At 31.7% G+C, this 21,084-nt stretch carries 41 protein-coding genes and 1 other RNA gene; 3 read left to right on the top strand and 39 right to left on the bottom strand.

From position 1 onward, the window contains the following. Positions 1-17: 17 nt before the first annotated feature. The 37 genes from DP68_RS08840 to DP68_RS08670 form a co-directional block, all read right to left on the bottom strand. On the bottom strand, positions 18-917 hold the full coding sequence (locus tag DP68_RS08840) for an amidoligase family protein (RefSeq protein WP_035308542.1): 900 nt from the start codon (positions 915-917) through the stop codon (positions 18-20). 140 nt (positions 918-1,057) lie between these two features. Continuing rightward, positions 1,058-1,369, bottom strand: a complete 312-nt coding sequence (locus tag DP68_RS08835) for a DUF6329 domain-containing protein (RefSeq protein WP_035308540.1) — start codon at positions 1,367-1,369, stop codon at positions 1,058-1,060. A gap of 81 nt (positions 1,370-1,450) precedes the next feature. Further along, entirely contained in the window at positions 1,451-2,683 is a 1,233-nt protein-coding gene (locus tag DP68_RS08830; RefSeq protein ID WP_035308538.1) for a DNA modification methylase, read from the bottom strand. 2 nt (positions 2,684-2,685) lie between these two features. Further along, entirely contained in the window at positions 2,686-2,892 is a 207-nt protein-coding gene (locus tag DP68_RS08825) for a hypothetical protein (RefSeq protein ID WP_035308537.1), read from the bottom strand. A gap of 127 nt (positions 2,893-3,019) precedes the next feature. Continuing rightward, positions 3,020-3,226 carry a hypothetical protein gene (locus DP68_RS08820; protein ID WP_035308535.1) on the bottom strand — a complete coding sequence of 69 codons (207 nt, stop codon included), beginning with the start codon at positions 3,224-3,226 and terminating at the stop codon, positions 3,020-3,022. Between the two features lie 13 nt (positions 3,227-3,239). Next, positions 3,240-3,590 carry a hypothetical protein gene (locus DP68_RS08815; protein WP_035308533.1) on the bottom strand — a complete coding sequence of 117 codons (351 nt, stop codon included), beginning with the start codon at positions 3,588-3,590 and terminating at the stop codon, positions 3,240-3,242. Beyond that, positions 3,574-3,735, bottom strand: a complete 162-nt coding sequence (locus DP68_RS19545) for a hypothetical protein (RefSeq protein WP_291548045.1) — start codon at positions 3,733-3,735, stop codon at positions 3,574-3,576. The genes DP68_RS08815 and DP68_RS19545 overlap by 17 nt, the downstream gene beginning before the upstream one ends. 49 nt (positions 3,736-3,784) lie before the next feature. Then, positions 3,785-4,237: a hypothetical protein gene (locus tag DP68_RS08810; RefSeq protein ID WP_035308531.1), complete on the bottom strand. Its 453-nt coding sequence runs from the start codon at positions 4,235-4,237 to the stop codon at positions 3,785-3,787. Positions 4,238-4,261: 24 nt separating this feature from the next. Then, the gene (locus DP68_RS08805) at positions 4,262-4,477 is read right to left on the bottom strand and encodes a hypothetical protein (protein WP_035308528.1); all 216 of its coding nucleotides are present in this window, start codon (positions 4,475-4,477) and stop codon (positions 4,262-4,264) included. Beyond that, positions 4,470-4,604, bottom strand: coding sequence for a hypothetical protein (locus DP68_RS19540; protein ID WP_291548031.1), 135 nt, complete (start codon positions 4,602-4,604; stop codon positions 4,470-4,472). The genes DP68_RS08805 and DP68_RS19540 overlap by 8 nt, the downstream gene beginning before the upstream one ends. A 12-nt stretch (positions 4,605-4,616) precedes the next feature. Then, positions 4,617-4,919: a hypothetical protein gene (locus DP68_RS08800; protein WP_035308527.1), complete on the bottom strand. Its 303-nt coding sequence runs from the start codon at positions 4,917-4,919 to the stop codon at positions 4,617-4,619. Between the two features lie 10 nt (positions 4,920-4,929). Beyond that, entirely contained in the window at positions 4,930-5,436 is a 507-nt protein-coding gene (locus tag DP68_RS08795) for a hypothetical protein (protein ID WP_035308525.1), read from the bottom strand. Then, a complete protein-coding gene (locus tag DP68_RS08790) occupies positions 5,436-6,182 on the bottom strand; it encodes a Myb-like DNA-binding domain-containing protein (RefSeq protein WP_052085720.1) in 747 nt (248 codons plus the stop codon). The genes DP68_RS08795 and DP68_RS08790 overlap by 1 nt, the downstream gene beginning before the upstream one ends. An 11-nt stretch (positions 6,183-6,193) precedes the next feature. Beyond that, positions 6,194-7,018, bottom strand: a complete 825-nt coding sequence (locus tag DP68_RS08785) for a hypothetical protein (protein ID WP_035308523.1) — start codon at positions 7,016-7,018, stop codon at positions 6,194-6,196. 16 nt (positions 7,019-7,034) lie between these two features. After that, positions 7,035-7,271: a hypothetical protein gene (locus tag DP68_RS08780; RefSeq protein WP_035308522.1), complete on the bottom strand. Its 237-nt coding sequence runs from the start codon at positions 7,269-7,271 to the stop codon at positions 7,035-7,037. An 11-nt stretch (positions 7,272-7,282) separates the two neighbouring features. Continuing rightward, positions 7,283-7,804 carry a DUF5651 domain-containing protein gene (locus DP68_RS08775; RefSeq protein WP_035308520.1) on the bottom strand — a complete coding sequence of 174 codons (522 nt, stop codon included), beginning with the start codon at positions 7,802-7,804 and terminating at the stop codon, positions 7,283-7,285. A gap of 91 nt (positions 7,805-7,895) precedes the next feature. Further along, positions 7,896-8,528, bottom strand: a complete 633-nt coding sequence (locus DP68_RS08770) for a putative metallopeptidase (protein WP_035308519.1) — start codon at positions 8,526-8,528, stop codon at positions 7,896-7,898. Further along, positions 8,516-8,938, bottom strand: a complete 423-nt coding sequence (locus tag DP68_RS08765; RefSeq protein WP_035308518.1) for a DUF1064 domain-containing protein — start codon at positions 8,936-8,938, stop codon at positions 8,516-8,518. Before DP68_RS08765 ends, DP68_RS08770 begins: the two co-directional genes overlap by 13 nt. After that, on the bottom strand, positions 8,928-9,311 hold the full coding sequence (locus DP68_RS08760) for a hypothetical protein (RefSeq protein ID WP_081957143.1): 384 nt from the start codon (positions 9,309-9,311) through the stop codon (positions 8,928-8,930). The genes DP68_RS08765 and DP68_RS08760 overlap by 11 nt, the downstream gene beginning before the upstream one ends. After that, positions 9,293-9,601 (bottom strand): hypothetical protein, encoded by a 309-nt coding sequence (locus DP68_RS08755; RefSeq protein ID WP_035308516.1) that lies wholly within the window; start codon positions 9,599-9,601, stop codon positions 9,293-9,295. The genes DP68_RS08760 and DP68_RS08755 overlap by 19 nt, the downstream gene beginning before the upstream one ends. Then, the gene (locus tag DP68_RS08750) at positions 9,602-9,847 is read right to left on the bottom strand and encodes an AbrB/MazE/SpoVT family DNA-binding domain-containing protein (protein WP_035308515.1); all 246 of its coding nucleotides are present in this window, start codon (positions 9,845-9,847) and stop codon (positions 9,602-9,604) included. It lies immediately after the preceding gene. Between the two features lie 12 nt (positions 9,848-9,859). Then, a complete protein-coding gene (locus DP68_RS08745; RefSeq protein WP_035308513.1) occupies positions 9,860-10,417 on the bottom strand; it encodes a hypothetical protein in 558 nt (185 codons plus the stop codon). An 11-nt stretch (positions 10,418-10,428) separates the two neighbouring features. Further along, the gene (locus DP68_RS08740) at positions 10,429-10,821 is read right to left on the bottom strand and encodes a single-stranded DNA-binding protein (protein WP_035308511.1); all 393 of its coding nucleotides are present in this window, start codon (positions 10,819-10,821) and stop codon (positions 10,429-10,431) included. Then, positions 10,814-10,993: a hypothetical protein gene (locus tag DP68_RS08735; protein ID WP_035308510.1), complete on the bottom strand. Its 180-nt coding sequence runs from the start codon at positions 10,991-10,993 to the stop codon at positions 10,814-10,816. The genes DP68_RS08740 and DP68_RS08735 overlap by 8 nt, the downstream gene beginning before the upstream one ends. 1 nt (position 10,994) lies before the next feature. Further along, complete coding sequence (locus tag DP68_RS08730; RefSeq protein ID WP_035308507.1) at positions 10,995-11,336, bottom strand: hypothetical protein; 342 nt, start codon at positions 11,334-11,336, stop codon at positions 10,995-10,997. Between the two features lie 3 nt (positions 11,337-11,339). Next, on the bottom strand, positions 11,340-11,927 hold the full coding sequence (locus DP68_RS08725; protein WP_035308505.1) for an HD domain-containing protein: 588 nt from the start codon (positions 11,925-11,927) through the stop codon (positions 11,340-11,342). Positions 11,928-11,937: 10 nt separating this feature from the next. Further along, on the bottom strand, positions 11,938-12,801 hold the full coding sequence (locus tag DP68_RS08720; protein ID WP_291548008.1) for an ATP-binding protein: 864 nt from the start codon (positions 12,799-12,801) through the stop codon (positions 11,938-11,940). Next, positions 12,737-13,519, bottom strand: coding sequence for a helix-turn-helix domain-containing protein (locus DP68_RS18900; RefSeq protein ID WP_052085719.1), 783 nt, complete (start codon positions 13,517-13,519; stop codon positions 12,737-12,739). Before DP68_RS18900 ends, DP68_RS08720 begins: the two co-directional genes overlap by 65 nt. Before the next feature lie 11 nt (positions 13,520-13,530). After that, complete coding sequence (locus tag DP68_RS08710; protein WP_035308501.1) at positions 13,531-13,809, bottom strand: hypothetical protein; 279 nt, start codon at positions 13,807-13,809, stop codon at positions 13,531-13,533. Positions 13,810-14,008: 199 nt separating this feature from the next. After that, positions 14,009-14,221: a hypothetical protein gene (locus DP68_RS08705; RefSeq protein WP_035308498.1), complete on the bottom strand. Its 213-nt coding sequence runs from the start codon at positions 14,219-14,221 to the stop codon at positions 14,009-14,011. A gap of 18 nt (positions 14,222-14,239) precedes the next feature. Next, entirely contained in the window at positions 14,240-15,121 is an 882-nt protein-coding gene (locus tag DP68_RS08700) for a recombinase RecT (protein WP_035308496.1), read from the bottom strand. Next, on the bottom strand, positions 15,121-15,369 hold the full coding sequence (locus DP68_RS08695) for a hypothetical protein (protein ID WP_035308495.1): 249 nt from the start codon (positions 15,367-15,369) through the stop codon (positions 15,121-15,123). The genes DP68_RS08700 and DP68_RS08695 overlap by 1 nt, the downstream gene beginning before the upstream one ends. A 12-nt stretch (positions 15,370-15,381) precedes the next feature. Next, on the bottom strand, positions 15,382-16,431 hold the full coding sequence (locus tag DP68_RS08690; protein ID WP_081957141.1) for a lambda-exonuclease family protein: 1,050 nt from the start codon (positions 16,429-16,431) through the stop codon (positions 15,382-15,384). Between the two features lie 268 nt (positions 16,432-16,699). Then, entirely contained in the window at positions 16,700-16,918 is a 219-nt protein-coding gene (locus DP68_RS08685; RefSeq protein WP_035308493.1) for a hypothetical protein, read from the bottom strand. A gap of 24 nt (positions 16,919-16,942) precedes the next feature. Next, positions 16,943-17,161 carry a helix-turn-helix domain-containing protein gene (locus DP68_RS08680; RefSeq protein WP_035308661.1) on the bottom strand — a complete coding sequence of 73 codons (219 nt, stop codon included), beginning with the start codon at positions 17,159-17,161 and terminating at the stop codon, positions 16,943-16,945. A 5-nt stretch (positions 17,162-17,166) separates the two neighbouring features. After that, complete coding sequence (locus DP68_RS08675) at positions 17,167-17,382, bottom strand: helix-turn-helix transcriptional regulator (RefSeq protein WP_035308491.1); 216 nt, start codon at positions 17,380-17,382, stop codon at positions 17,167-17,169. Between the two features lie 64 nt (positions 17,383-17,446). Beyond that, the gene (locus tag DP68_RS08670; RefSeq protein WP_035308489.1) at positions 17,447-17,683 is read right to left on the bottom strand and encodes a transcriptional regulator; all 237 of its coding nucleotides are present in this window, start codon (positions 17,681-17,683) and stop codon (positions 17,447-17,449) included. Positions 17,684-17,854: 171 nt separating this feature from the next. On the opposite strand from DP68_RS08670, the gene DP68_RS08665 reads away from it, so the two are divergent. The 3 genes from DP68_RS08665 to DP68_RS08660 all read left to right on the top strand — a co-directional run bounded on the left by DP68_RS08665 (position 17,855) and on the right by DP68_RS08660 (position 19,835). Next, entirely contained in the window at positions 17,855-18,241 is a 387-nt protein-coding gene (locus DP68_RS08665) for a helix-turn-helix transcriptional regulator (protein ID WP_035308487.1), read from the top strand. A 290-nt stretch (positions 18,242-18,531) separates the two neighbouring features. After that, positions 18,532-18,696 (top strand): hypothetical protein, encoded by a 165-nt coding sequence (locus DP68_RS19535; protein WP_291548001.1) that lies wholly within the window; start codon positions 18,532-18,534, stop codon positions 18,694-18,696. Then, positions 18,681-19,835, top strand: coding sequence for a tyrosine-type recombinase/integrase (locus tag DP68_RS08660; protein WP_035308485.1), 1,155 nt, complete (start codon positions 18,681-18,683; stop codon positions 19,833-19,835). Before DP68_RS19535 ends, DP68_RS08660 begins: the two co-directional genes overlap by 16 nt. 67 nt (positions 19,836-19,902) lie before the next feature. On the opposite strand, the gene rnpB is transcribed toward DP68_RS08660, so the two are convergent. Then, positions 19,903-20,245, bottom strand: an RNA gene (gene rnpB, locus DP68_RS18925) — RNase P RNA component class A. A gap of 113 nt (positions 20,246-20,358) precedes the next feature. Next, positions 20,359-21,084 carry a C4-type zinc ribbon domain-containing protein gene (locus DP68_RS08655; RefSeq protein WP_035308484.1) on the bottom strand — a complete coding sequence of 242 codons (726 nt, stop codon included), beginning with the start codon at positions 21,082-21,084 and terminating at the stop codon, positions 20,359-20,361.

Genomic DNA, 21,084 nt, shown 5'->3' with positions numbered 1-21,084 from the left:
AAAAGGAGGTTTCCCTCCTATGCTGCTCTTCCATTTCTAAAGGCTGTGTCTCCTTCTAGGTTTGCTAAAAGGTGTGTTCTACAAGTTTTGAATTCTTCTCCTATTAATCCAAGCCTTAGCAACCAAGTTCTAAAAGTATATTTTTCGTTAGTAGTTTGTGTTTTCTTACTACTTGCTGATTTTTGTATTATTGCCTGGTGGCTTATTGCTAAACAAAATTGTATATATGCCTTTATCTTTCCTGCATGGGTTGTTCCATTGAATAGTCTAAATTCCACTGTACCCTTTGTAAAAGTTGCATGTAGGTTAAGTCCATGATATCTGCTGCTATGATAATGGTTGCTCCTTGAACCGCAATATGGCTTATACCATATATCTGCCATATCATTTAGGCTTTGCGGTTTTTTACTGTTAACTTCTTTTAGTAACCTGTCTCCAACCTTTCTGCAGTATCTTTCTTCTCTTCCTTCTTCAACTTCTAGGGCCTTATATATTAAGTCTTGTTTACTATAAAATATATTTATAAGGTTCCTTAAGCTCCTTGTGTTGTGGTTTGAACCATCTATATGAATATGTATTCCGCAACTTCTATTTGCTAAAGCTCCGGCCTTTCTTAAAAGCCTTACTATTTCTTGAACCTTTTCTATATCTTCATATTTACATTTAGGTGATACAACTTCAACTTTATATTCATCGGTGGCACTTATGATATTTCCTGATGATTTTCTTTGAGGTGATATACTTCCATCCCTCATTACTTTCCAGGTTCTTTCTTCCTGATCTTTAATTTCATATTGGTCATACCCGCCACCTACGTGCCTTGCACTTTTACCAAAATATTCAGCAACAACTCTTGCTGCCTTCTCCCTTGTCACTCCTGTAAGTTCTATTTCTATACCAAACATTTGATTTTTCATAAATTCATTTTACCCCTTTCAAAGTGTGTGTTTCTTTTTGTTAGTGTACATGTTAGCTCTGAAAGAGGTTTATAGCCAGTTATACTTAACGACAATGTTCATCTTATAATTCAACTAAAAAAAGCCTTATAAAGGCTTTTTTACTTTTCTAATGCTGTATATCTTGGGTAGGTATATCCTTCGGAATCTACCAATATACTTTTCTTTGTTTTTTTATTTTTAACTCTTATGCATCTTAGTTCTCCTTTTTGATTGTTACCACCATCTTCTTTTGTTATCCAAGGTTGGTCTTTATTAAAGTCTTTTGCAAATTCCTTAAATTCTTCATCTGTCAATTCAACCTCTCTTATTACTTCGTATTCTGTTCCTTTCATTCCATCCTTCTTTGCTTCTCTTGTAAGCTCCTTAAGCTCTTTTAAATTTAAAACCTTTCTTCCAAATAATGCTCTCATTTTAAAATCCTCCTTGTGTGTTTTTCTTCATGTACATTAATCACTCTAAAGCACAGTTATATCAAGGATTTTAAGATGTCTTTATTCGACTTCAGAATAAGGTGTTTTAATTCCATCTCTTATTAAAAAGACTTCTTCAGGACCATATTGATTTATATACCTTAAGACTATTACATCTGTATACTTTTCATCAAGCTCCATTGTATAACATATTCTTTCTACTTCAGCAGCTGCCATCAATGTTGAACCACTACCTCCGAATAAATCTACTACTAATGTTCCTGGCTTACTACTATTTTTAATGGCTTTAGCACAAAGAGCTAAAGGCTTCATAGTTGGATGCTCTGCATTTCTTTGAGGTTTTGGTATCTCCCAAACTGTATCTTGAGTTCTATCATCTACAAAATAATGAGCCTTACCTTCTTTCCATCCATACAAAATAGGTTCATGTCTCCAATGGTAGTCTTGTCTACCCATTACAAAAGTATTTTTAACCCATATTATACATTCAGCAAGTTTTAAACCTGCTTCCCTGTAAGCCTTTCTAAAATTCTCACCCTCACTATCCGCATGACAAACATAAATTGGAGCTCCTTCTTCCATAAGTTCATAGTAATTGCTAAACACTTTTAAAAGAAAATTATAAAACTCATCATTACTCATATTATCATTTTGTATTGTGAGTCTATCTTCAGTACCACCTTCATATGCTACATTGTAAGGTGGATCTGTAAATGCCATAGAAGCTTTTTTGCCATCCATTAGTAAATCTATATCTTCTTTTAAAGTGCTGTCTCCACAAGCTAACTTATGTTTACCTAATAACCATATATCCCCTCTTTTACTTTTAGGAGTATCTATATTTTCTAGTTGCTCCTCTATGTTAAAATCCTCATCTTCTTCTATTTCTTTTGGGTTATACTCATCCATTAAGCTCTCTACTTCATTCAATTCAAAACCTGTAAGCTCTAAATTATAATCTGCTATCTTTAAGCCTTCCATTTCTTGAAGTAAAGCTTCATAATCCCATGTTGCCAACTCTGAAGATTTATTGTCCATTATCCTAAATGCTTTTACCTGTTCTACAGTTAAATCTTCTGCCTTTATTACAGGTACTTCTTTTAATTCTAACTTCTTAGCAGCTTTATACCTGGTGTGGCCTGCTATGATTATATTATCTTTGTCCACTATTATAGGAACTTTAAATCCAAACTCTCTTATGCTTTCTGCAACCTTGTCTACTGCATCATCATTATGTCTAGGATTATTTTCATAAGGCTTTATTTTTTCAATAGATACTAATTGTAATTCCATAATCATTCACTCCATGTCCTTTGTCTTATAGCTCCACCTCTACCACGACTATAACTATCGTGCTTCATAAGTTGTTCTACTTGGGAGAAAGTCAGGCCTTGATTTTTCCTCCTCCTGCTCCTTCTCCTTTTTTTATTACTCTTAGGTTTACTATTAAGCTGCTTATATACATCAGCTTGTCTATCCCTTAATATCTCACCTATTTTCACCTTTCTCCCTCCTTTCTTTATATAAACAAAAACACCAGCTATCTAAAAAGCCGGTGTTTTCTAACCTATTTTGTTATTATAATTATATAGTTCATTTTTACCAAAATCTATGACATGTTTTTGACATTTATATTTTTATATACTCGTTTATCCCTTTTTCTATAGTCCTATTTCCTAAAATATACGTACCACCATGTTTTATATCTACAAACTCATAATATATATCTCCATCTCCTGGTTCTATTATCTTCCTTACTCTATGATCTCTATTGCAAAATCTAACTATATCTCCTTTGTTAAATAGTTTAGGCAATAAACTTAATTGAATATACACATTGCTTCACCTTCTAATTACCTATTTTTAACGGTTTAACTATTTCATATCTTCCACCGAATACATTACTTATATCAATATCATCATTTTCAAATGGACTGTTGCCTTTGTAATCTTCATGAAGTTCCCATTGCCTAAACCAATTTTTAGAATGTTCATCAAACACTTTATTATGTCCTAAATCATTATATACAGACCATTCCTTCTCCTGGTAAGAATATTCAGGATGTTCTTTAATTAATCCCTCAATGTTGTATTTATCTTTTAAAGGATTCTGCCCAACCTTCCAGAGTTTAATTTTATTATTTTTTAATATTACTGAAGCCACTATTATATGTGGCCATGTATCACACCAATGTGCCATTCTTTTTCACCCTACTTTCTTCCATATCTTTTATAGCCTTCTCAAATTCTTTATTTATAGTTGCTGCTTTCTTCTCAATACACCCATATTGGCAACCGCTACATGAATTAGGATTAGCGTCTTTATCATATCTACATACTAGCATCTATTAATCACTCCCTTATTTTTGGGTGAAGTGATTTTACCACCTCACCCTACTCTCCAAGCCCTTTTATTCCAAAAATCTGAATTGCAAACCTTCTAATTGCTTTGCCTTTCATACGGTATACATGTCTCTCTGATACCCCAAACTCCTTTTCTAATGCTTGTCCTCTTATGTTATCTATAAAAAACTTTCTTAATACTTTTTCATCCTGTTCATTACCTTCTCCAACTGCCATTTGACTAAGAACTGAATCTATAAGCTTTATCTTCTTTTTTGTTAACTCCAATGATTTCTCCTTAATTTGCTTTTGATACAATAGATTTACTAGTCTATCATCTGGAAGAGCTGCACCTCCACCACCAGGCATCCCTGAATAATCTATTGCCTTGGCTCCTGTTATCTCCTCTTCTAAAAATTCTAACTCCTTTTCTAAATTTTCAACTGCATCTGTTAGGTCAGTATAATTTCTTAAATACCCTTCCGCCTCTTTTATATAATCCATTCTTAATCCCCCCTTGTTTTAGTTTTAATGTCTTCCACCACAGCTTTCCGGGTTATTAGAACATGTTAATTTACATGTGTTTTCCAATTCACATTTTCTACAACACTTACCTTCACAGCCTTCAAGAATATTATATTTGCATTCTTCAATTCCTTTATCTCCATTTGCTGCAGCTACACATAGTGAATAAGCCATTAATATTACTAGGCAAAATATTATGAAAACTATAATTTTAATCATTCTTTTCTTCCCTCTCTATATAAATATAAGATTTATAAACTTCAATTTTGCCTTGTCCTAAGTGCTCTTTAACAAGTTTAATCTTCTCCTTAAATGTTCTATAAGGGATAACCTCTATCACTATCAAGATTACTCACTCCTAATATTTACCCTCATTTAGATCATTAGTTGATTTATTCCAAACCATTCTCGCTGATGTGTATATATTATTTAAAATTTTTAAAATATGCTCTATTCTATCTTTTAGTGCCGGGTCCTTTTTACTTCCTACTTCTGACCTTCTTACTTCAAAGAAAATAGTACTCCAACGGTCATATTGAGCTAGTGCCTCTTTATGCAGTTGATATGCTTGTGAATAATCTGTATCTTGTAAAATGTTAAATCTTTCTACTATATCCTTGAAGCTATCTATATCTTCATCAAATATGACTTCATTGCTCATAGATTTCTCCTTAACAATTATTTCTGCAATTGTAATAAACTTTTTTATTGTAATATTTTTTAGTATACAGCTTGGTTTTATATGGTTGATATTTACTTTTTATTTTAGGCATTTTTATTTGTTTATCTAATAAATGTTCTAGTTCTACTGCCACTGGTTTAAGTTTATCCCATAGCTGTTTCATAGAATCTTGAAAAGTATCAAATGCATTAAATATAGCTGCTAAACTCAATTTTATCTGTTCTGTTGAGTATAAACCTCCAGATTTGATAGATAACTGTCTAGCAATTAAATCTATCTTGTCAAAGTATATTCCTAAACATCCCATGTCTAGCTCTTCTATACGATCATCATCCGTCATAGCTTCCCAATCAACTTCATCACTTCCACAATAAGGACACCTTATACTACATCCTTTTGATAATTCTTCTCCTATAATAAAACTCTTATCACATTCATAACAGTTATATCTTACATAGTTATCCTCATAATAAGTTGTGTGTATATGCTTGGCCACTAAATCATCTCCATTCTTTCTAACTTTCCCCTTACAGCTAAAGCTGACCTTGTACCTCCAATTTTTTTAGATATAACTTCCGGACTATATCCTCTCATTCTTAAACTAACTAAGATTCCAACCTCTTCATCTGTCCATGGTACATGGTTATCAGCTTTTAAAGGTCTTTGCTTTAATCCAAGATCTAGCATTCTCCTTTTTATAGCTCCTTCAGTTCTTTTTAAGCACTCTGAAATTTCACTATAGTTATATTTATAAGCATTTAACATCGATATAAGTGTATTGTCTTCATCTTTTGTCCATGGAGTTCTTTTATATCTAGCTGCTGCTATATCAGCCTTCCTTTTTTCCTCAACCCAACTTGGCTCTTTACCGAGCATATTAGATTCAAACTTTGAAAAATCTATTATATCCTTATGTTTCTCAGCCCACTTCCAAAATTGATCTATATCAATTACTTTATATCTTTTATTTATGCTCTTCTTATACTTTACGGGTAGTCCGTATCTGCACCACCTGTCTGCTATCCACCCATAACTTGTTCCTTTACCTAAAGCATTTGCAAGTTCATTAATTGTTATCTCCGTACCTGAATGCAAATGTCTTCCTAAACCAATCTTTTGTGCTTTTATTTTTACAGCATTTACCGTTCTGCCTAATGTTGCTGCTATCGTTGGTATTGAAATTATTCCCCATTTATCCTCTAAGTATGAACACTCTTCTGCTGTCCAATTTTTACTTCCCATAATCTCACCCCTTAAGCACTTTTTATTAATCTTTTTATACAAAGCCTACATATAGCTGTATGCTTTTTCTCATTGTCAAATATAATATTTAAGGTTACATTATCAGGACCATATACTCGGCATATCCTGCCTGTTATAATCGTCTCCCCATAATATGCTTCAACTATATCTCCTTCTTTTACTTTTTTTCTTACTTCTTCAATATTCTCCTGATTCTCTTGTTTTTCAATTTCAGACTTATCATATAGAGATTGAACTCCATTAAATTCTAATATCCATCCTTTTGAATTAATACTAATTATCTTTGTTTGAAGCTCTATAATTATATTTCCATCACCTTTTCGCCTTATTATATTTTGTATATTCTTCTGTTCTCTAAGCTTCCTTAATTGTTCTTCCTGAATATTATTAGTAATACATTCTTCCTTGTAATAGATAATCTTGTCCATTGGTAGTATTGGCATTTTATTATCAACCTTAAATTCTTCAATTCCAAACCTATTTATATACAAAGTTTTAAAACCATAATCTTCTTTAACTTCTATACCTAATCCACCACCACAATATAGTACTACTTTAGATAAATTATCATTTTCCATAACCTTATTTTCCTTTAAGAATATACGTTGCATATCCGTTAATTCTAAACATCTTATTGGTTTCTCATTTTTACTTTGCATATCTTCTTTGAGAATTTCTGTGAACGAACTATCCATTTCTGTTATTTTTTCATCTATTTTTGTGAACGGAGTAGGCTTTTTTGTTATTTCCATATCCCATAGTGTTAGTTGCCCCTCTATTTCTTTAAAACCTTCCCCTTTACTTTTTTGGGCCATACTCCTCGCCATCCCTCTACTTTATTTTATTTCCTATTTTAAAATCTTCTATCTCATTTACCATTTTCTGAACTAACCACTTTTCATGCTCTATATCTTCTTCCAACTGAGAAATCTTTATTTCTGCTGCTGATGTCTTATCATGATCCTTAATATAATTTAACTCCTGTTCTTTTTGCCTTACCACATTCTGAAGAGAATGCTTAACTGCATACATATCCTTTAATCTAAAATCTATCCATTGCTTTGCCATAATAACTCCTCCTATTTTTTAATTTCTATAAACTCATAAGCATATCTACAGTTTTCTTTATTCCAAGTGCTTTCTGGAACAAAATTTTCTTCAAACACTTGGTGAAGTTCACATTCTTTCCAGTCTTTTGTACAATCTTTACAATTACATTCCATAATCTCTTCACACCATTTATTGAATAGTTGTCTCGGTACCACTGCATTTACCATTCTATCTCCCATTTCTCTATAAACCTTTTGAAGTGTATAATCATCAACTAATCTAAAATCAAACTTCTGCAGTCTCTTATCTATTTGTATTTTTTCTTTATCACTCAATCTGTCATATACACTCTGACAAAACTTTGTAAGGTACGTACCTGCAGCTTTTAAATTTCTATGTTCATCTTTAGTTAAATTGCCCCTCTTATTCCAATCCTCTAAAACAGTTATAATCTTAGGTCCATTTATCCCTCTATTGCCATTCATTATTTGTAATATTGACATGAATACCATAATCTGATTCTTTTCATCAGCATTTAAATAATCCTTCATTTCCTTTACCCCCATTTTGAATTTACAGGCCTGTACATATTTCATTTAAGTTGTCCACAAGCCTGTAAATTATGTGTATAACTGAATTTTTTTATTTTGCAGAACTCAAATCGAATTTTAACTGAGTATCTGCTCTCTTAAGCATCCTAAAATCCTCTTCATCAAATCCCTTTAATAAATCTGGTATAGGACTTATAGTTGTTTCCCATCCATATCCTAATGTTCCGATTACCTCTTTCCACCCTACTAAATCAGGAGCTCTTAGCTTATCTCCATCTTCTATTCGTCTTAAACAACTGTAAATATGTGCTACTACTTGTTCTTTAGATATTCTTGACATCCAAAATTCTCGGCTTTCAATAATAAACTTATAACCAGTAAATTCTGTGACCTGCTTAGGAAGTTTCTTAATCCACATTACCTCATCATCACGACTTACCTCATCTCCTACATAGTCCATATCTTCAATGAATAGAATTTTATCTAAATTTATAAGTGAAAATTCTGGTACTTTTTCCTTGTATTTATCTTTAATTTTTTGTGCTATTGGTCTATAAAAATCATTTTTTATCCAATACTTGTAACTCCATTTACCGTTATTTAAAGCTCTTATTTTTTGTATTTGCCCATTACCATTAGATTCAACAAATTGTAAGTTGTAACCAATACAATCAATTTCTTTTACTTCTCCATTACCCTCATTAATAATCTTTATTTTTGGCATTTCTTACTCTCCCTCCTTTTTTTCTGTAGAGCTTCATATGGAATCCATCCATCTTCATCTCCATACTTTAAATTCCGGGCTACCCACGTAAGCTTTACATTAGGATATTTTGAATCAAATAATTTTTTTCTTAACTCTCCTTGTTGAGTTGAAAAACCTTTTACATCTATAAGTTCTTCAGTTCCGTCAATGTGGTATATAAGGAAATCTGGTGTATATGTTGTTGCCCTATACTTTTTACCAAATTTCTCAAACTTAGCAATCAACTCATATTTAGGCTGCAGCTCAAAATTTAATATCTCACCTTTAGCTTTCTTCTTTTTTAAATATTCATAATACCTGGCTTCATCTTTACTATCAAACGTTATTCCATCAATAGTAATTTTTTCAGATTTATATTTACTTGCCATAGAACTTTCCCCCCATAGCTTGTTTTATTATGTCTTCTCTGCAGTACCCTACTGTATCATCAAGAACTTTTAACCCTAAAGGCTTAAGTAACTTTCGTACATGTTTCCTAGGTATCTGCAATATAATCTTTACTTCATCTTCGCTGTAACATTCTTTAGCTGAAAATAGCTTGTACATCTCTTCTTGAAGCTCTATTTTATATTTCAAATCTATTGATCTATTTAAGTGTGGCCCATTTTTTCCTCTATGGCACTCACAACACAAAGACTTTTTATTTAGAGGGCAATTTATCATTGCCTCTTGTTGCCCTCTAAATACTATATGGTGCTCTTCAGAATATGGATTACCACAAACTATACATTCTTGCACCATTGAATGTTAACCACTCCTTTATCCTTCCAATTTCGATTTACTAGTTTCTTATTATGCCTTAGTACCATTTGCTCTATATTTAATCCGTCTCGCTGAAGCTTGTCCAATATTCCTATGCACACTTGAATCTCATCAAGTACCTCTTCAGCTATTTGATAATTATCTTTTTCCGTTAATGCCTGAATCAATTCAGCTGCTTCTTCTTGATGTTTTTCTTTGATATCATTCCAACTCCATGTGTTATTATCTTGCTTCAAATTATCATTATGACTTAAAACCATTAACTTCATTTACTTTATATCCTTTAATGCTTTAAGGCATTTAACACAGATGTTTTTTCCTTTATAATTTTGAACTTTATCTGCTTCTCCACAAAATACACACGCTGGCTCATGTTTTTTTAATATAATTTGTTGACCTTCTACATAAATTTCTAATGCATCCTTCTCAGCAATATCTAATGTCCTTCTTAGCTCTATCGGAAGAACTATTCTTCCCAACTCATCAACTTTTCTCACTACTCCAGTACTCTTCATTACTATTTCCCCCTACTTAATTAAATTTGCACTTACATATTGTTCTTTTTTTTCATGCCATATTAGGTCTATTAAACTTCCGCACCCCTTGCAATTTACTTCTTTTAAATCGTTCATTACATAGAATGATGCTGTGGTGTTACAGTTTGGACATTGATACCTTGCAGGTTTTATTTCTCCTATAGGTAATTCTCCTTGGCAGCTCTTACAAGTTAAATGTCTATCTTTATATAGCAACTCATCATCTTTTACATTCAATACAGGTGTTGCTATAACATTACAGCTTGGACACTTAATCATTACTAGTTTTTTAGGATAATACTGTGATACTTCACTATTTTCTTCTTTCTTTGATATTTGCTCAGTTGCTTGAACTTTTTCTATTTCCTTATGTGTTATATTTTCAGGTTTTCTAATATTAATACTTTTATGCTCTTCTGTAATTGGTTCTTGTACCTTTAATCCGCCTACAACAGCTCCAACTAAATTCTTATATAACTTTTTTGCTTCTACCTCCGGAAGGTCTATATTAAACCTTGATGTTTTATCTAAAACTATTAATACTTTCATACTTCTCCCCCTTAATTAAATGGATTTTCTTCATCGTATACTTGAACCATATCTGGTCCACAATTAAAACTTTTTGAATCTGGTGCCTTTACCCAATCTATTATTTGAACTTGATCTGCAACAACTTCAGTATTATAAACTTTTTTGCCTTCCTTATTGTCATAATTCCTAGTTTGTATTCTTCCTGAAACACAAATTTGTTTACCTTTTCCTGAATAATTAGCTATGATTTCTGCCTGCTTTCCCCATACAACACAAGGAATAAAATCAGCTTCTTTTTTACCGTCTTTACCTGTCCTTCTATCTATTGCAATAGTAAAAGTCGTAACTGCTTTTCCTTCTCCAGGAGTAAACTTTAATTCAGGATCCTTCGTTAATCTGCCTATTAAAATAACTTTATTCATTTAATCTGCCCCCATCCTCAAGCAAGTCCTTTGCCTTAAATTCCATTCTTTTTGACCAAGCTTCTACTTTTTCTCTAGATAGCTCAATAGGTTCCTTACATATTCCAGACAAAGGACATTTTCCTGAGCCTTTAAAAGTTCTGCATATCTGTGCTGCATAATTTAAGTTCATTTTATTCTCCAATAAGTAATCCCAATATATCCGAAGTTCTTAGTGTTTCAGCTGCTTGCTTTCTAAACTCATCTAGTTTTTGTTTTGCTCTATCATCTACACTTGAGTAAGATGTTCCTACTATAATTGATATTGCAGATTCTACACTCTTTTTTAATCTAGCTCGTTCATCTTTTAAAAGTATTACTTGATTTTCTAATGCTGCATTTTGTTCTCTTAGGAAATATAGCTCATCTGCTATCTTTTGTTCTGGACTTGGATTTTTAACTTCTGCCACCATCTGCTCTATATCTTTAGGATTTATCCCACTTATCTCAAAGATTTTAACTACTACCTCATTCATGTTTTATACCTCCACTTTTTTCTCTAAAAAGTAACTTGCTTCAATGTCTGCGGTGTGTAAGGCCACACAAGCCGGCATTAAATTATAGGCATTATACATGGTTAAGGAGCTATCTTTGCTTTCAAATCCCCCCATGTGCCATCTTATGAGCATTATTTCTTCAATAGTAAGTTTTATAAAGCCTTGTAATATAATAATGCTTTTCTCTCCATGGCCTATTGGATAACTATCTTCAACTTCCCATACTTCTTTTTCTATCCAATTATCAACTTCTTGACCTTTCCAATTCAGTTTCTTACCTTGTTTTACATTCCTAATTCCCTTTTTATAAAAATTAGTTTTACATAAATCATGTAAGAGTGCTGCTATAACCACTGTTTCTTCCGGAAGCTCTAGTTTATATTTTTCATTTTTCTCTTTAAAAAGTGTGTAAACATTGTAACTATGCTCTGCTAATCCCCCTTGAAAATTTCCGTGGTATTTTGTAGATGCAGGAGCTGTGAAAAAATCACTTTGCTCCAAGAACTCTACAACCTTATCCATTCCTTCTCTATTTACAGAGTTTAGTAAATTTAATATTATTTCTTTCATATGAATTCCCCTAACTATTTAATATTTGACCTAGTAACTTGGTCTTCTCTTTACCCTTTTTTACTCTAATACTTGGTGATAAGTTTTCTATAGGTGTGCACATTTCATTCACCAACCTATCAAAAGTCCTTCCTTTTTCATTATCTTCACATTCTTGATCATATCGTTTTCGTAACTGGTCCATTGTAAGATTTGAAGTAACTACTAAAGGCTTTTTCTTTCTGTATCTGGTATCTAAAATTTGGTACATTGTTGACCTTGACCAAGCTGTATTATTCTCTGTTCCAAGGTCATCTATAATTAGTAAATCTGCATTATCTAAGCAATTTAATATGCTTTGAATACCATCATCTCCATATTTACCAAAGCTATCTTTTATTCGCTCTAGTATTCCTATAGCTGACACACATACAACTGGTATAAAATTATTTAGTAGTTCATTTGCTATACATCCTGATAAAAATGTTTTCCCATTTCCCGGCTGACCATATATCAGTAATCCTAAGTTTTGCTCTTTCATCTCTTTAAAATGTTTCACATACTTTAATCCTAAATCATACATTTTAGAATTTCCTAAATCATGATCCCAATTTTGAAACGTGAATTCTTTAAACTCTTTTGTCATTAAACTATTATTAAATATCTGTGAAAGCCTGGTTTGCTTTTCTAATGCTTGAGCTTGCTTCTGTGATTCTTCAAAAGCCTTCTTTTTACAGCTACACATTCTTGGCACTGTAAATTTCGTTCCAAGTAGCACCATCTCAAGTCCTATAGGTTCTCCACAAATCTCACATTTTTCAATATTAGATTTAGAAGTGGAATCCAATACCTGATTCATCGACTCCTGGTTCAGAAGGTTGCTTGTCATTTCCATTATTTTTATTACCCTCCTTTTTCGAAGCTTCAGATTTTACTTTGCTATTCCTTCCATCTCTCTTCCAATTTCTTAAAATACCTTCAACAAAAGAAAGTTTAAATTTATTTTGTCTTACAGCTTCTGTCATAGCTTCCATTACCCATTGCTTACTATAGATTTCAACATCTGCATCTATTAAATCGATTAACATTTTATTTAGTAATCCAAATCCACATATTTCATAATGTTTATATACATCTTGATTCTTTAACTCCTTATTACTACAACAATTAGAACTGTTACTAGTAGTATTGTTATTAGTAGTATTGTTACTAGTAGTGTCCGAAATCACCGGCTCCGGTGTTACCGTATCCGGTGAATCCGTATCCGGTGTTTTAGGACTCGGTATTTTAGGCCTTGGACTAACTTCTATGCTATAAACATTGTGACTAAACTTTCCTTTTTCTCCTCGTTGTTGAGTTATAACTATATATCCCTTATCAATGAGCTCCTTTATATATTTATAAAAAGTATCTTTACTGATTCCCAATTCATGTTTAATTAACTTAACACTTGGAAATGCACTAGATTCATTGCCTGCGTAACTACACAAGTAAGCATATATTGCCTTTGATGATAAAGTTAAACTTGAATCTTTCATTATTTTTTTTGCTATTAACCCATATCCATTTTCATAAATAGTACCTTTAAATTGAATTAATTTATCTTCTGGCATACACTATCTCCTTACTTGGCCATAGTAAACTGTCTAAATTTTTCCTCTTGTTGCTCTCTTGCCTTTTTAATTAACTTAGAACCTGCATATTTACCCTCACTTTGAAGTTTTTGTCTACACCTTCTAATACTTTCTAAAGAAGGTACCTCTGGCTTCAATATGTCATCTATTTTTTCTACATTGTAAAAAGTTTTTAAAACACTAACTTGTAGCAATTTATCGTTATCCCTTGCATCAAGGTCTTTTTCTAAGATGTATGCTACTTGATCTTTAACAACTGAAAGTTCCATTTTCCCATCCCCTTTGAAACTTTGTATATTTTTATCTCAAACTGCATACACTAAAAATAGGTTTTTATATCAAAACACCTAATATAAATAGTGTAAGTTTTTTGATATAATTTAGTTGGGACAGGTACTTTTGCCGAAGTACCCATCCAAGATATAAAATCATAATTCTACTGAATGGCCCCTTTGCCGAGGGGTCGTTTTATTCTGCTCTTCTAAGTTCATCAAGTCGTTCCAATTCTGTTGGATCTTCTGCTGTTTTAAAAATAAGCTTATCTTCATCCTGGCTATATTCTATTCCAGTAATAAAAAACTCTGGATTGTCTGCATCAAAAACCTTTAAATTATTTTCATTCATAGATTTAATTTGAGCATTAAATCCTTCTACTAAACTTTTAAAAGCTGCATTAGCCATAGTTCTCACCTCCTTTCATTATTCTGTTGGCTTTTCGCCTTCTTCATGTTCATTTACTACATAGTTACTTTCAATATATGAATCTCCAAAACCTAAGTTTTCATCAGGATGTTTCACTGTCATTACGGTATTATCTTGGTTTAAAGCTTCCATCGCTTGCTGTGCTTCTTGTTGTTCTATGCTTATTGGCATATATTTTATAAGCTTTAATATTACTGTTTTTAATGCCATTGATATATAGTGATCTGCCCATGGTCCAAATACTGCCCCTTGCTTATTTTTACTTTTTGTAAACTTATCTCTGTGCTTATCCATTTGAGTTCTAGTCATTACCAAAAACCCTGTGCCACCATCCTTAAGTTTATATGCTGCATAAAAATGCGTGATTTTTGCTTCGTCATCTTCTCCACAAGGTATATGAATTAGCTTTTCTTCCAGTCCATATGCATAGTCAAATTTATCTCCTTCGTAAACTTCATGAGCTGAAATGGTACTTACTTGCCCTGTTCTCCTTATGAGGTCTAACGCTCCCTTATACCCAATTTGAAATTGGGCTTCCATTGTGTTTGTTTTGTTATTCCAAAATGGTACAATGTAAGCGTGCCCTAAAAGGTTGGGCTCAAGTCCTAAGGATGCACAGTTTACTATTGCTCCAACTATAGTCTCCGGTGCACATTCCATTAGTTTAGGATTCCTTGACACTGCATTTAATCCAATTCTACAAAGCCTCTCCGGAGTTACATGTTTAGGTACTAAGCTCTGTATTGCCTTAAACTGCCCTGTAAGTTGCTTAGTTATAAGCCCTTGAAAACTACTTCCTTGTGGTGCTTGAGTTGTAGCTTGTTGCTCCTGCTTCTTTTGAATTTGATTTTTTACACTTGATGTACTTGCTGTTGTCATTACTCTAATACCTCCTCAAAGAATTCTTTTATATTATCCAATTTACTTTCCAAGTCAGATTGAAAATTTTCAAGTTCTGATTTAATATCCTCTAATGCACTTTTCACATCATCAAGTGATGAAGAAATATCACTTAAATCAATATCATCTTCACTGACTTCATTGATAGCTTTTTCAACCCATTTCACTTCACTAAAAGCTTTATCAATACTTGAAAACACATCTGTAACACTGGTTTTTCTAGCCATAAAATTTCCTCCTTACTTAATATCAAATTTTCTATATGAAGAAGTTTTTAAATACTTCTCATAAACATTAGGATTCTCTGCTTTTAATTTTTTAGAATCTATTGTTGATTTACTATAAGTTTTCCAAGTAACTTTCTTATCTCCACATAAACCCACTTCATTATTTTTAAGTAGATCCTTAAGTTTGTTTTCACATTCTGCTATTTGAACATCTAGCTCCTTAACCTGATTTTTTAGTATTTCTCTTTCATTAATAAATTGAGTAGCTTCTTCAGGAAGAATCAGCTCTGTTCCTGGTTCACTTTGTGGATATAAAGTCTTTAATAAATCCGTTGAAGCTTCACTACCATCAACCAAAGGTGGTGTTTTAGTTAAAACATTATTTTTCCAAAAGTCTTGAGCTATATTTTTTAACATTTCTATTAGCTCTTCATCTCTTTCAACATATTTTTGTACATACTTATTTCCACCAATTAAAGCTGCAAAATATCCAAAATTCACTCCTGAAACAAACATATACCATTGAAGTTGAACCATATATTGTGGTGGAACTTCTTCTTCATCCCATGAAGTTTTTAAGTACTCTGAAACTGTTTTTATTTCTAGAATTCCTTTTTCACCATTTTCATTAGTTATTAATCTATCGATATTACCTAAGGCCCAATAATAATCCGGATGTTTTAGTATTGCATTTACCTTATTGACCTTAAGCTTATTCCTGGCTTGAAATTCTTTTGCAATTACATCTTCCATTACCCTGCCCCAATACATCACTTCATTGTCTTGTGTTGGATCTAACTCTCCAATCTTATCTAGATAAACTTTAATTGGGGTTGAATATTTACTTATTCCTGTAAGTCCTCCTAAATCTGTTCCTGTGATTCCTGCTTTTCTGGCTTCTAACCATTCTTCATGGCTTAATTCATTAGTTTTAAGTAAAATATCACATTCTAACCCATAAAATCTTTTGCAATATTTAATACCGTCAGCTATACCTTTTCTTTTTTCTTTAAGCCATAGTTGTAAATTAAAAGGCTCATTAGTATAGGCTAAATTCTCCATAGGCAACCTCCTTATAATAATTTTTTTTATAAATTTTTAAGCCTTCAAAAGTAGGCTCCATATGTCTAATCCTACATAGCTGCATAAACTGAAATAAAATTTTAATATTCATAGCAACCTCCTGGTATCATTTTCCTACCCACTGCATAGAATAATATGGGGAGGTATGTAGCTTCACACCTTTTTAAAAAAACCTAGGCTTAAAGCCTACTCATCAATTGCTATTTAAGATTTAATCTTTCAGTTTTGCATTACCAACATTTGTTGATTAATTTTCTTCCCTTTCTGCAACCATTTCTTTTATAGATAACATATTCCATCCCATATACTTACGTAGTATATTAACGCTATCTATTGTTGCTTTTAAGCTAGGATATGTTGGTTGGTCAGAATATTTTGTTCCATACTTTCCGGATTTTAATTCCTCATAAAAGCAATTAAAATCAAAGTCTATAAATGCATCAAATTGATCTATTAAATGATCCATTGCTCCCTCCTTAAATTTTTAAGCTTATTCTTTTTCAAATGTTAATTCTTTAATATCATCAAGATTACTCAAGTCTTTTCCTGTATTTTCTTCAAGGAACCTTATCAACTCGGCTCTAGTTATCTTCATACTACCTAGTTTTAAACCCATCAAGATATTTCTTTTAAGGAGTTCATAAACCGCATTTTTATTAATTTTTAGAAGTTCAGCTGTTTCAGCAACCGTATAAAGTACAGGCTCCATCTTCATCACTCCTCCCACTTCCACAAACTTTCATCTATAAGTTCATTAGGCGTTAATTTTAGTGCTTTACAGAGCTTCCCAATTACCTGAATGCCAGGATTAGAATATTTTCCACTTTCTAATTCCGTTAAATATCCCCTTGCCACCCCACTTTTGTAACTTAGTTGGGATAAAGACATGTTCTTTTTCATTCTTGCTTCTTTGGTTTTTAAAACTGCCATGTATATTGCCTCCTAAGCTCCATAATTATCCTGGTTTAATTTTTTTCAAATCACACAGAATATATTATACATTGGCAGTTTTCAATTTGATAACTCCATTTGTAAAAAAAATATCATCTGCAGTTAAATCCGGTATTTTTTCTTTGAAGTATTTTAAAATAGTTGCCATTTCTGTATAAGTAAAATCCTTCTTTCCCTGCTCTTTCTGGTTATAGGAAGTTAATCCAATTCCTATAATTTTTGCCATTTCGCTTTGGCTTATATTAAAGAATCTTCTATATACCTTTATTTTATTATTCAAGTTTCCACCTCCAAGTTATCGTTTTGCTAACTGGTATATTTATATTTTAGTTTTCATTTCGATAACTGTCAATAGTATTTTATCACTTTTTTAAAAAAAATATTCATTATGATAACATATATTTTCATTTTGCTAATATAATATATAATTGATATGAAGGAGGTTGTCATTATGAGAACTACAGGTGATAGAATTCGCTTTGTTAGAGAGAAGTTAGGTTTAAAAGGTGAGGATTTTGGTAAAAAGCTTAATGTAACAAAAGTTGCCGTTTCAAATTGGGAAAATAATAATAGAACACCTGACGCTGATATGCTTGTAAAAATAGCTGATCTAGGAGATGTTTCTGTTGATTGGCTGCTTCTTAGAACTGACAACCAAGATGCAAAGATATACAAGGCTACTTTAGGCGAAGATCAAATTGAAATTGAGATTAATAAAAACTATCCTCATGAACTTTCTCCAGAAGAAGTAAATAACTTAATCAATCAATTAAAAGATGTCGGTTTTGATGTTGCTAAACTGATTGATAAAGCTAAAAGTAAAGATAAAGAGCAGTAGAGACACAAATCTCCACTGCTCTTTATCTTTTTTGCCTAATATAACACATTTTATAATGCATTCAATATAAATAATTTTACATATTATGTATTTAATATAAAAATAATGGGATATTTAGAGAGTAAATGTTAAATGTTGTTGAAAATTTCTGTATACAGACAATTACATAATTCTTCATATTGTGAAATAATTAGTATAAAGGTGAAAACATTTTTTTATTTCTTGAAAAAGATTTATAAAATGGTATAATTTTTATAGAACACTTGTTCGTTTAGTTAGGGGGAATTTACATGTTAGAAGAAAATATTTTATGCATCAAAGTTAATGGACAAATTGTTTATCAAAATATAAAAAAAGATATCTGTATACCTAACAGGGAAAACATTACCTATAGAAAAAACTCGGCTAATATAGCAAAATTGAATATGGAGGTGGTAACATGCAAGGAAGCGTAAGAAAAAAGGGGAATAAATGGTATTATTCCTTTGAGGTACCAGGTGAGGGTGGCAAAAGAAAAAGAATAGAAAGGTCAGGTGGTAATACTAAGAAAGAAGCATTAGAAGCTCTTAATGAAGCTATGTACAAGTATATGAATGGATTCGTAGAACCTAAAAAACTAACCTATGATGAATATATGAATGATTGGTTAGAAAATTTTGTTAAAGAAAATAGAAAAATTAATACTTATGAACGTTACAAGGAAATATATAAAAACAATATAAAACCTTATATAGGCAAATATTTGCTAAAAGACTTAAAACCTTTATTTGTAGAAAAATTACTACAAAATGAAAAGAAAAAAGGGCTAAGTAATTCTACAGTAGAAGCAATATATGGTGTAATTAATACATCCTTGAACAGAGCTGTTCGCTTGCAAATTATAAATGACAATGTTTGTAAGTTTGTTGAAAGACCTAGACGAGATAAATTTAAAGCGAATACATTAACTATAGATGAATTTAATCTTCTATTGAGTGACTTGAATAAAAATATATATGGTGATTATATTTTTAAGTTAGCATTAATGACTACAATGGAATTAGGATTAAGACGTGGAGAATTAGGTGGACTAGAATGGGAAAATATAGACTTTGAGAACAATCTAGTAAATATAAAAAATAATCTTATATACACAAATAATTCAGTTGAACTAGGAACTCCTAAAACAGAAGAAAGTGAAAGAGCAATATATATTTCTGATGAGCTACTGGAGCAATTAAAAAAGCATAAAAAAGTACAGGCTTTAAATAAGCTTCATTATGGATGTTTATATGAAAAAAACTTTTTTAATAATAAAGAATTTGATTTTGTGTTTACCTGGGAAGGTGGAAAATTTATTCATCCAAACTATTACACTCTAAAATTTTCTAGACTAATTAAAAGAATGGGGATAGAAAAAAAAATAAGGTTTCATGATCTTCGACATACCAATGCAACCTTACTACTTCAACAAGGAATTGATTTCAAAGTTATCCAAACACGACTTGGTCACTCTGACATCAATACAACCTTGAATATATATTCTCATGTTACTACAGATATGCAAAAATCTGCAACTGAGAAATTATCTAATTTGTTAACTTATACTAAGTAAAAAAAATCAATGTCGGAAGAATGTCGGAAGTTTTCACTTCCCTTCTTCCACAACCATTGATTTTACTGGTACGAGCAAGTCTGTAAGCCGAGTTCTGTATTAAACAGTCATCTATCTAGGCCTATCGTTACCAATAGGCTCAAGCGATACACCCGGAAGCGGGACGGGCAATCCCATAATGCTTCCCTATTCGATCTTGCTCCAGATGGGGTTTACATAGCCGCATAGTCGCCTATGCGCTGGTGAGCTCTTACCTCGCCTTTCCACCCTTACCTATATAAAATAGGCGGTATATCTCTGTTGCACTTTCCTTCAGGTCACCCTGACTGGGTATTACCCAGCACCCTGCCCTACGGAGCTCGGACTTTCCTCTCCTGTGTTTCCACAGCAGCGACTGTCTGGCTTACTCGCGAATTCTATTATAACACACTGAATATAAAAATCAACCTATTTTTTTGTGGTAATATTATCTATTATTTAAAAAATATTATCCATAGCTTTAAGATCTATTAATTTCAATTACTTATTTATTTTCTGATTTCTTATCAGAAAATAACATTCTCCCACAGTTATCACAAAATGTTATTTCGTTATCTTTATTTATATTATCTATTGTTACCGCTGACACCTCAATTTTGCATCCTCCACATATTCTGTCATTTAACTTCACTGCAACCTTTTTATTTCTACTTTTTATTTCATCAAACATCTCTAAATACCTCTTAGGTATATTCCCTCTTATATTGCTAATTTTCTTTTCAATAAGCTCCTTATTTGTGTTAGCCTGATTCACTTTTTTGCTTTCTTTTTCCTTATAGTTATAAAAATTTTCTTTAATATTATCTAGCTTTTCTCTTAATATTTTTCTTTCCTCTTGTATTTTTTCTTCCCTCTCTAACATATCTATAATCTTATTATCTAACTCTATAAGCATCTTTTTATCATTATTTAGCTTATTATTAATAATATCAATAAGCTTTAAATTAGATCCTGATTTATTATATAAGTTATAATTTCCTTCTTCTATTTCCTTTTTTAAATTATTTATATTAATATTAAGTTCAAGTATTTCCTGCTTTATTTGTTGTAAACATTCATTTTTATTTATAAATTGAACTTTCAAATTTTCAAATTCCTTCTTTAACTTTTTCAACTCATACTTATATGAATTATTATTTAAAATTTCATCACATTCACTCATTTTATTATACTCATTCTGTAATTCATAAATATTTTTATTTAAACTCAT

Origin of the sequence: Clostridium sp. HMP27 (genome assembly GCF_000765165.1) — a bacterium.
In the GTDB taxonomy this organism is placed as follows: Bacteria; Bacillota; Clostridia; order Clostridiales; family Clostridiaceae; genus Clostridium_AK.
The sequence above is the reverse complement of the archived record's forward strand: the minus strand, read 5'-3'. Positions and strand labels throughout refer to the sequence as shown.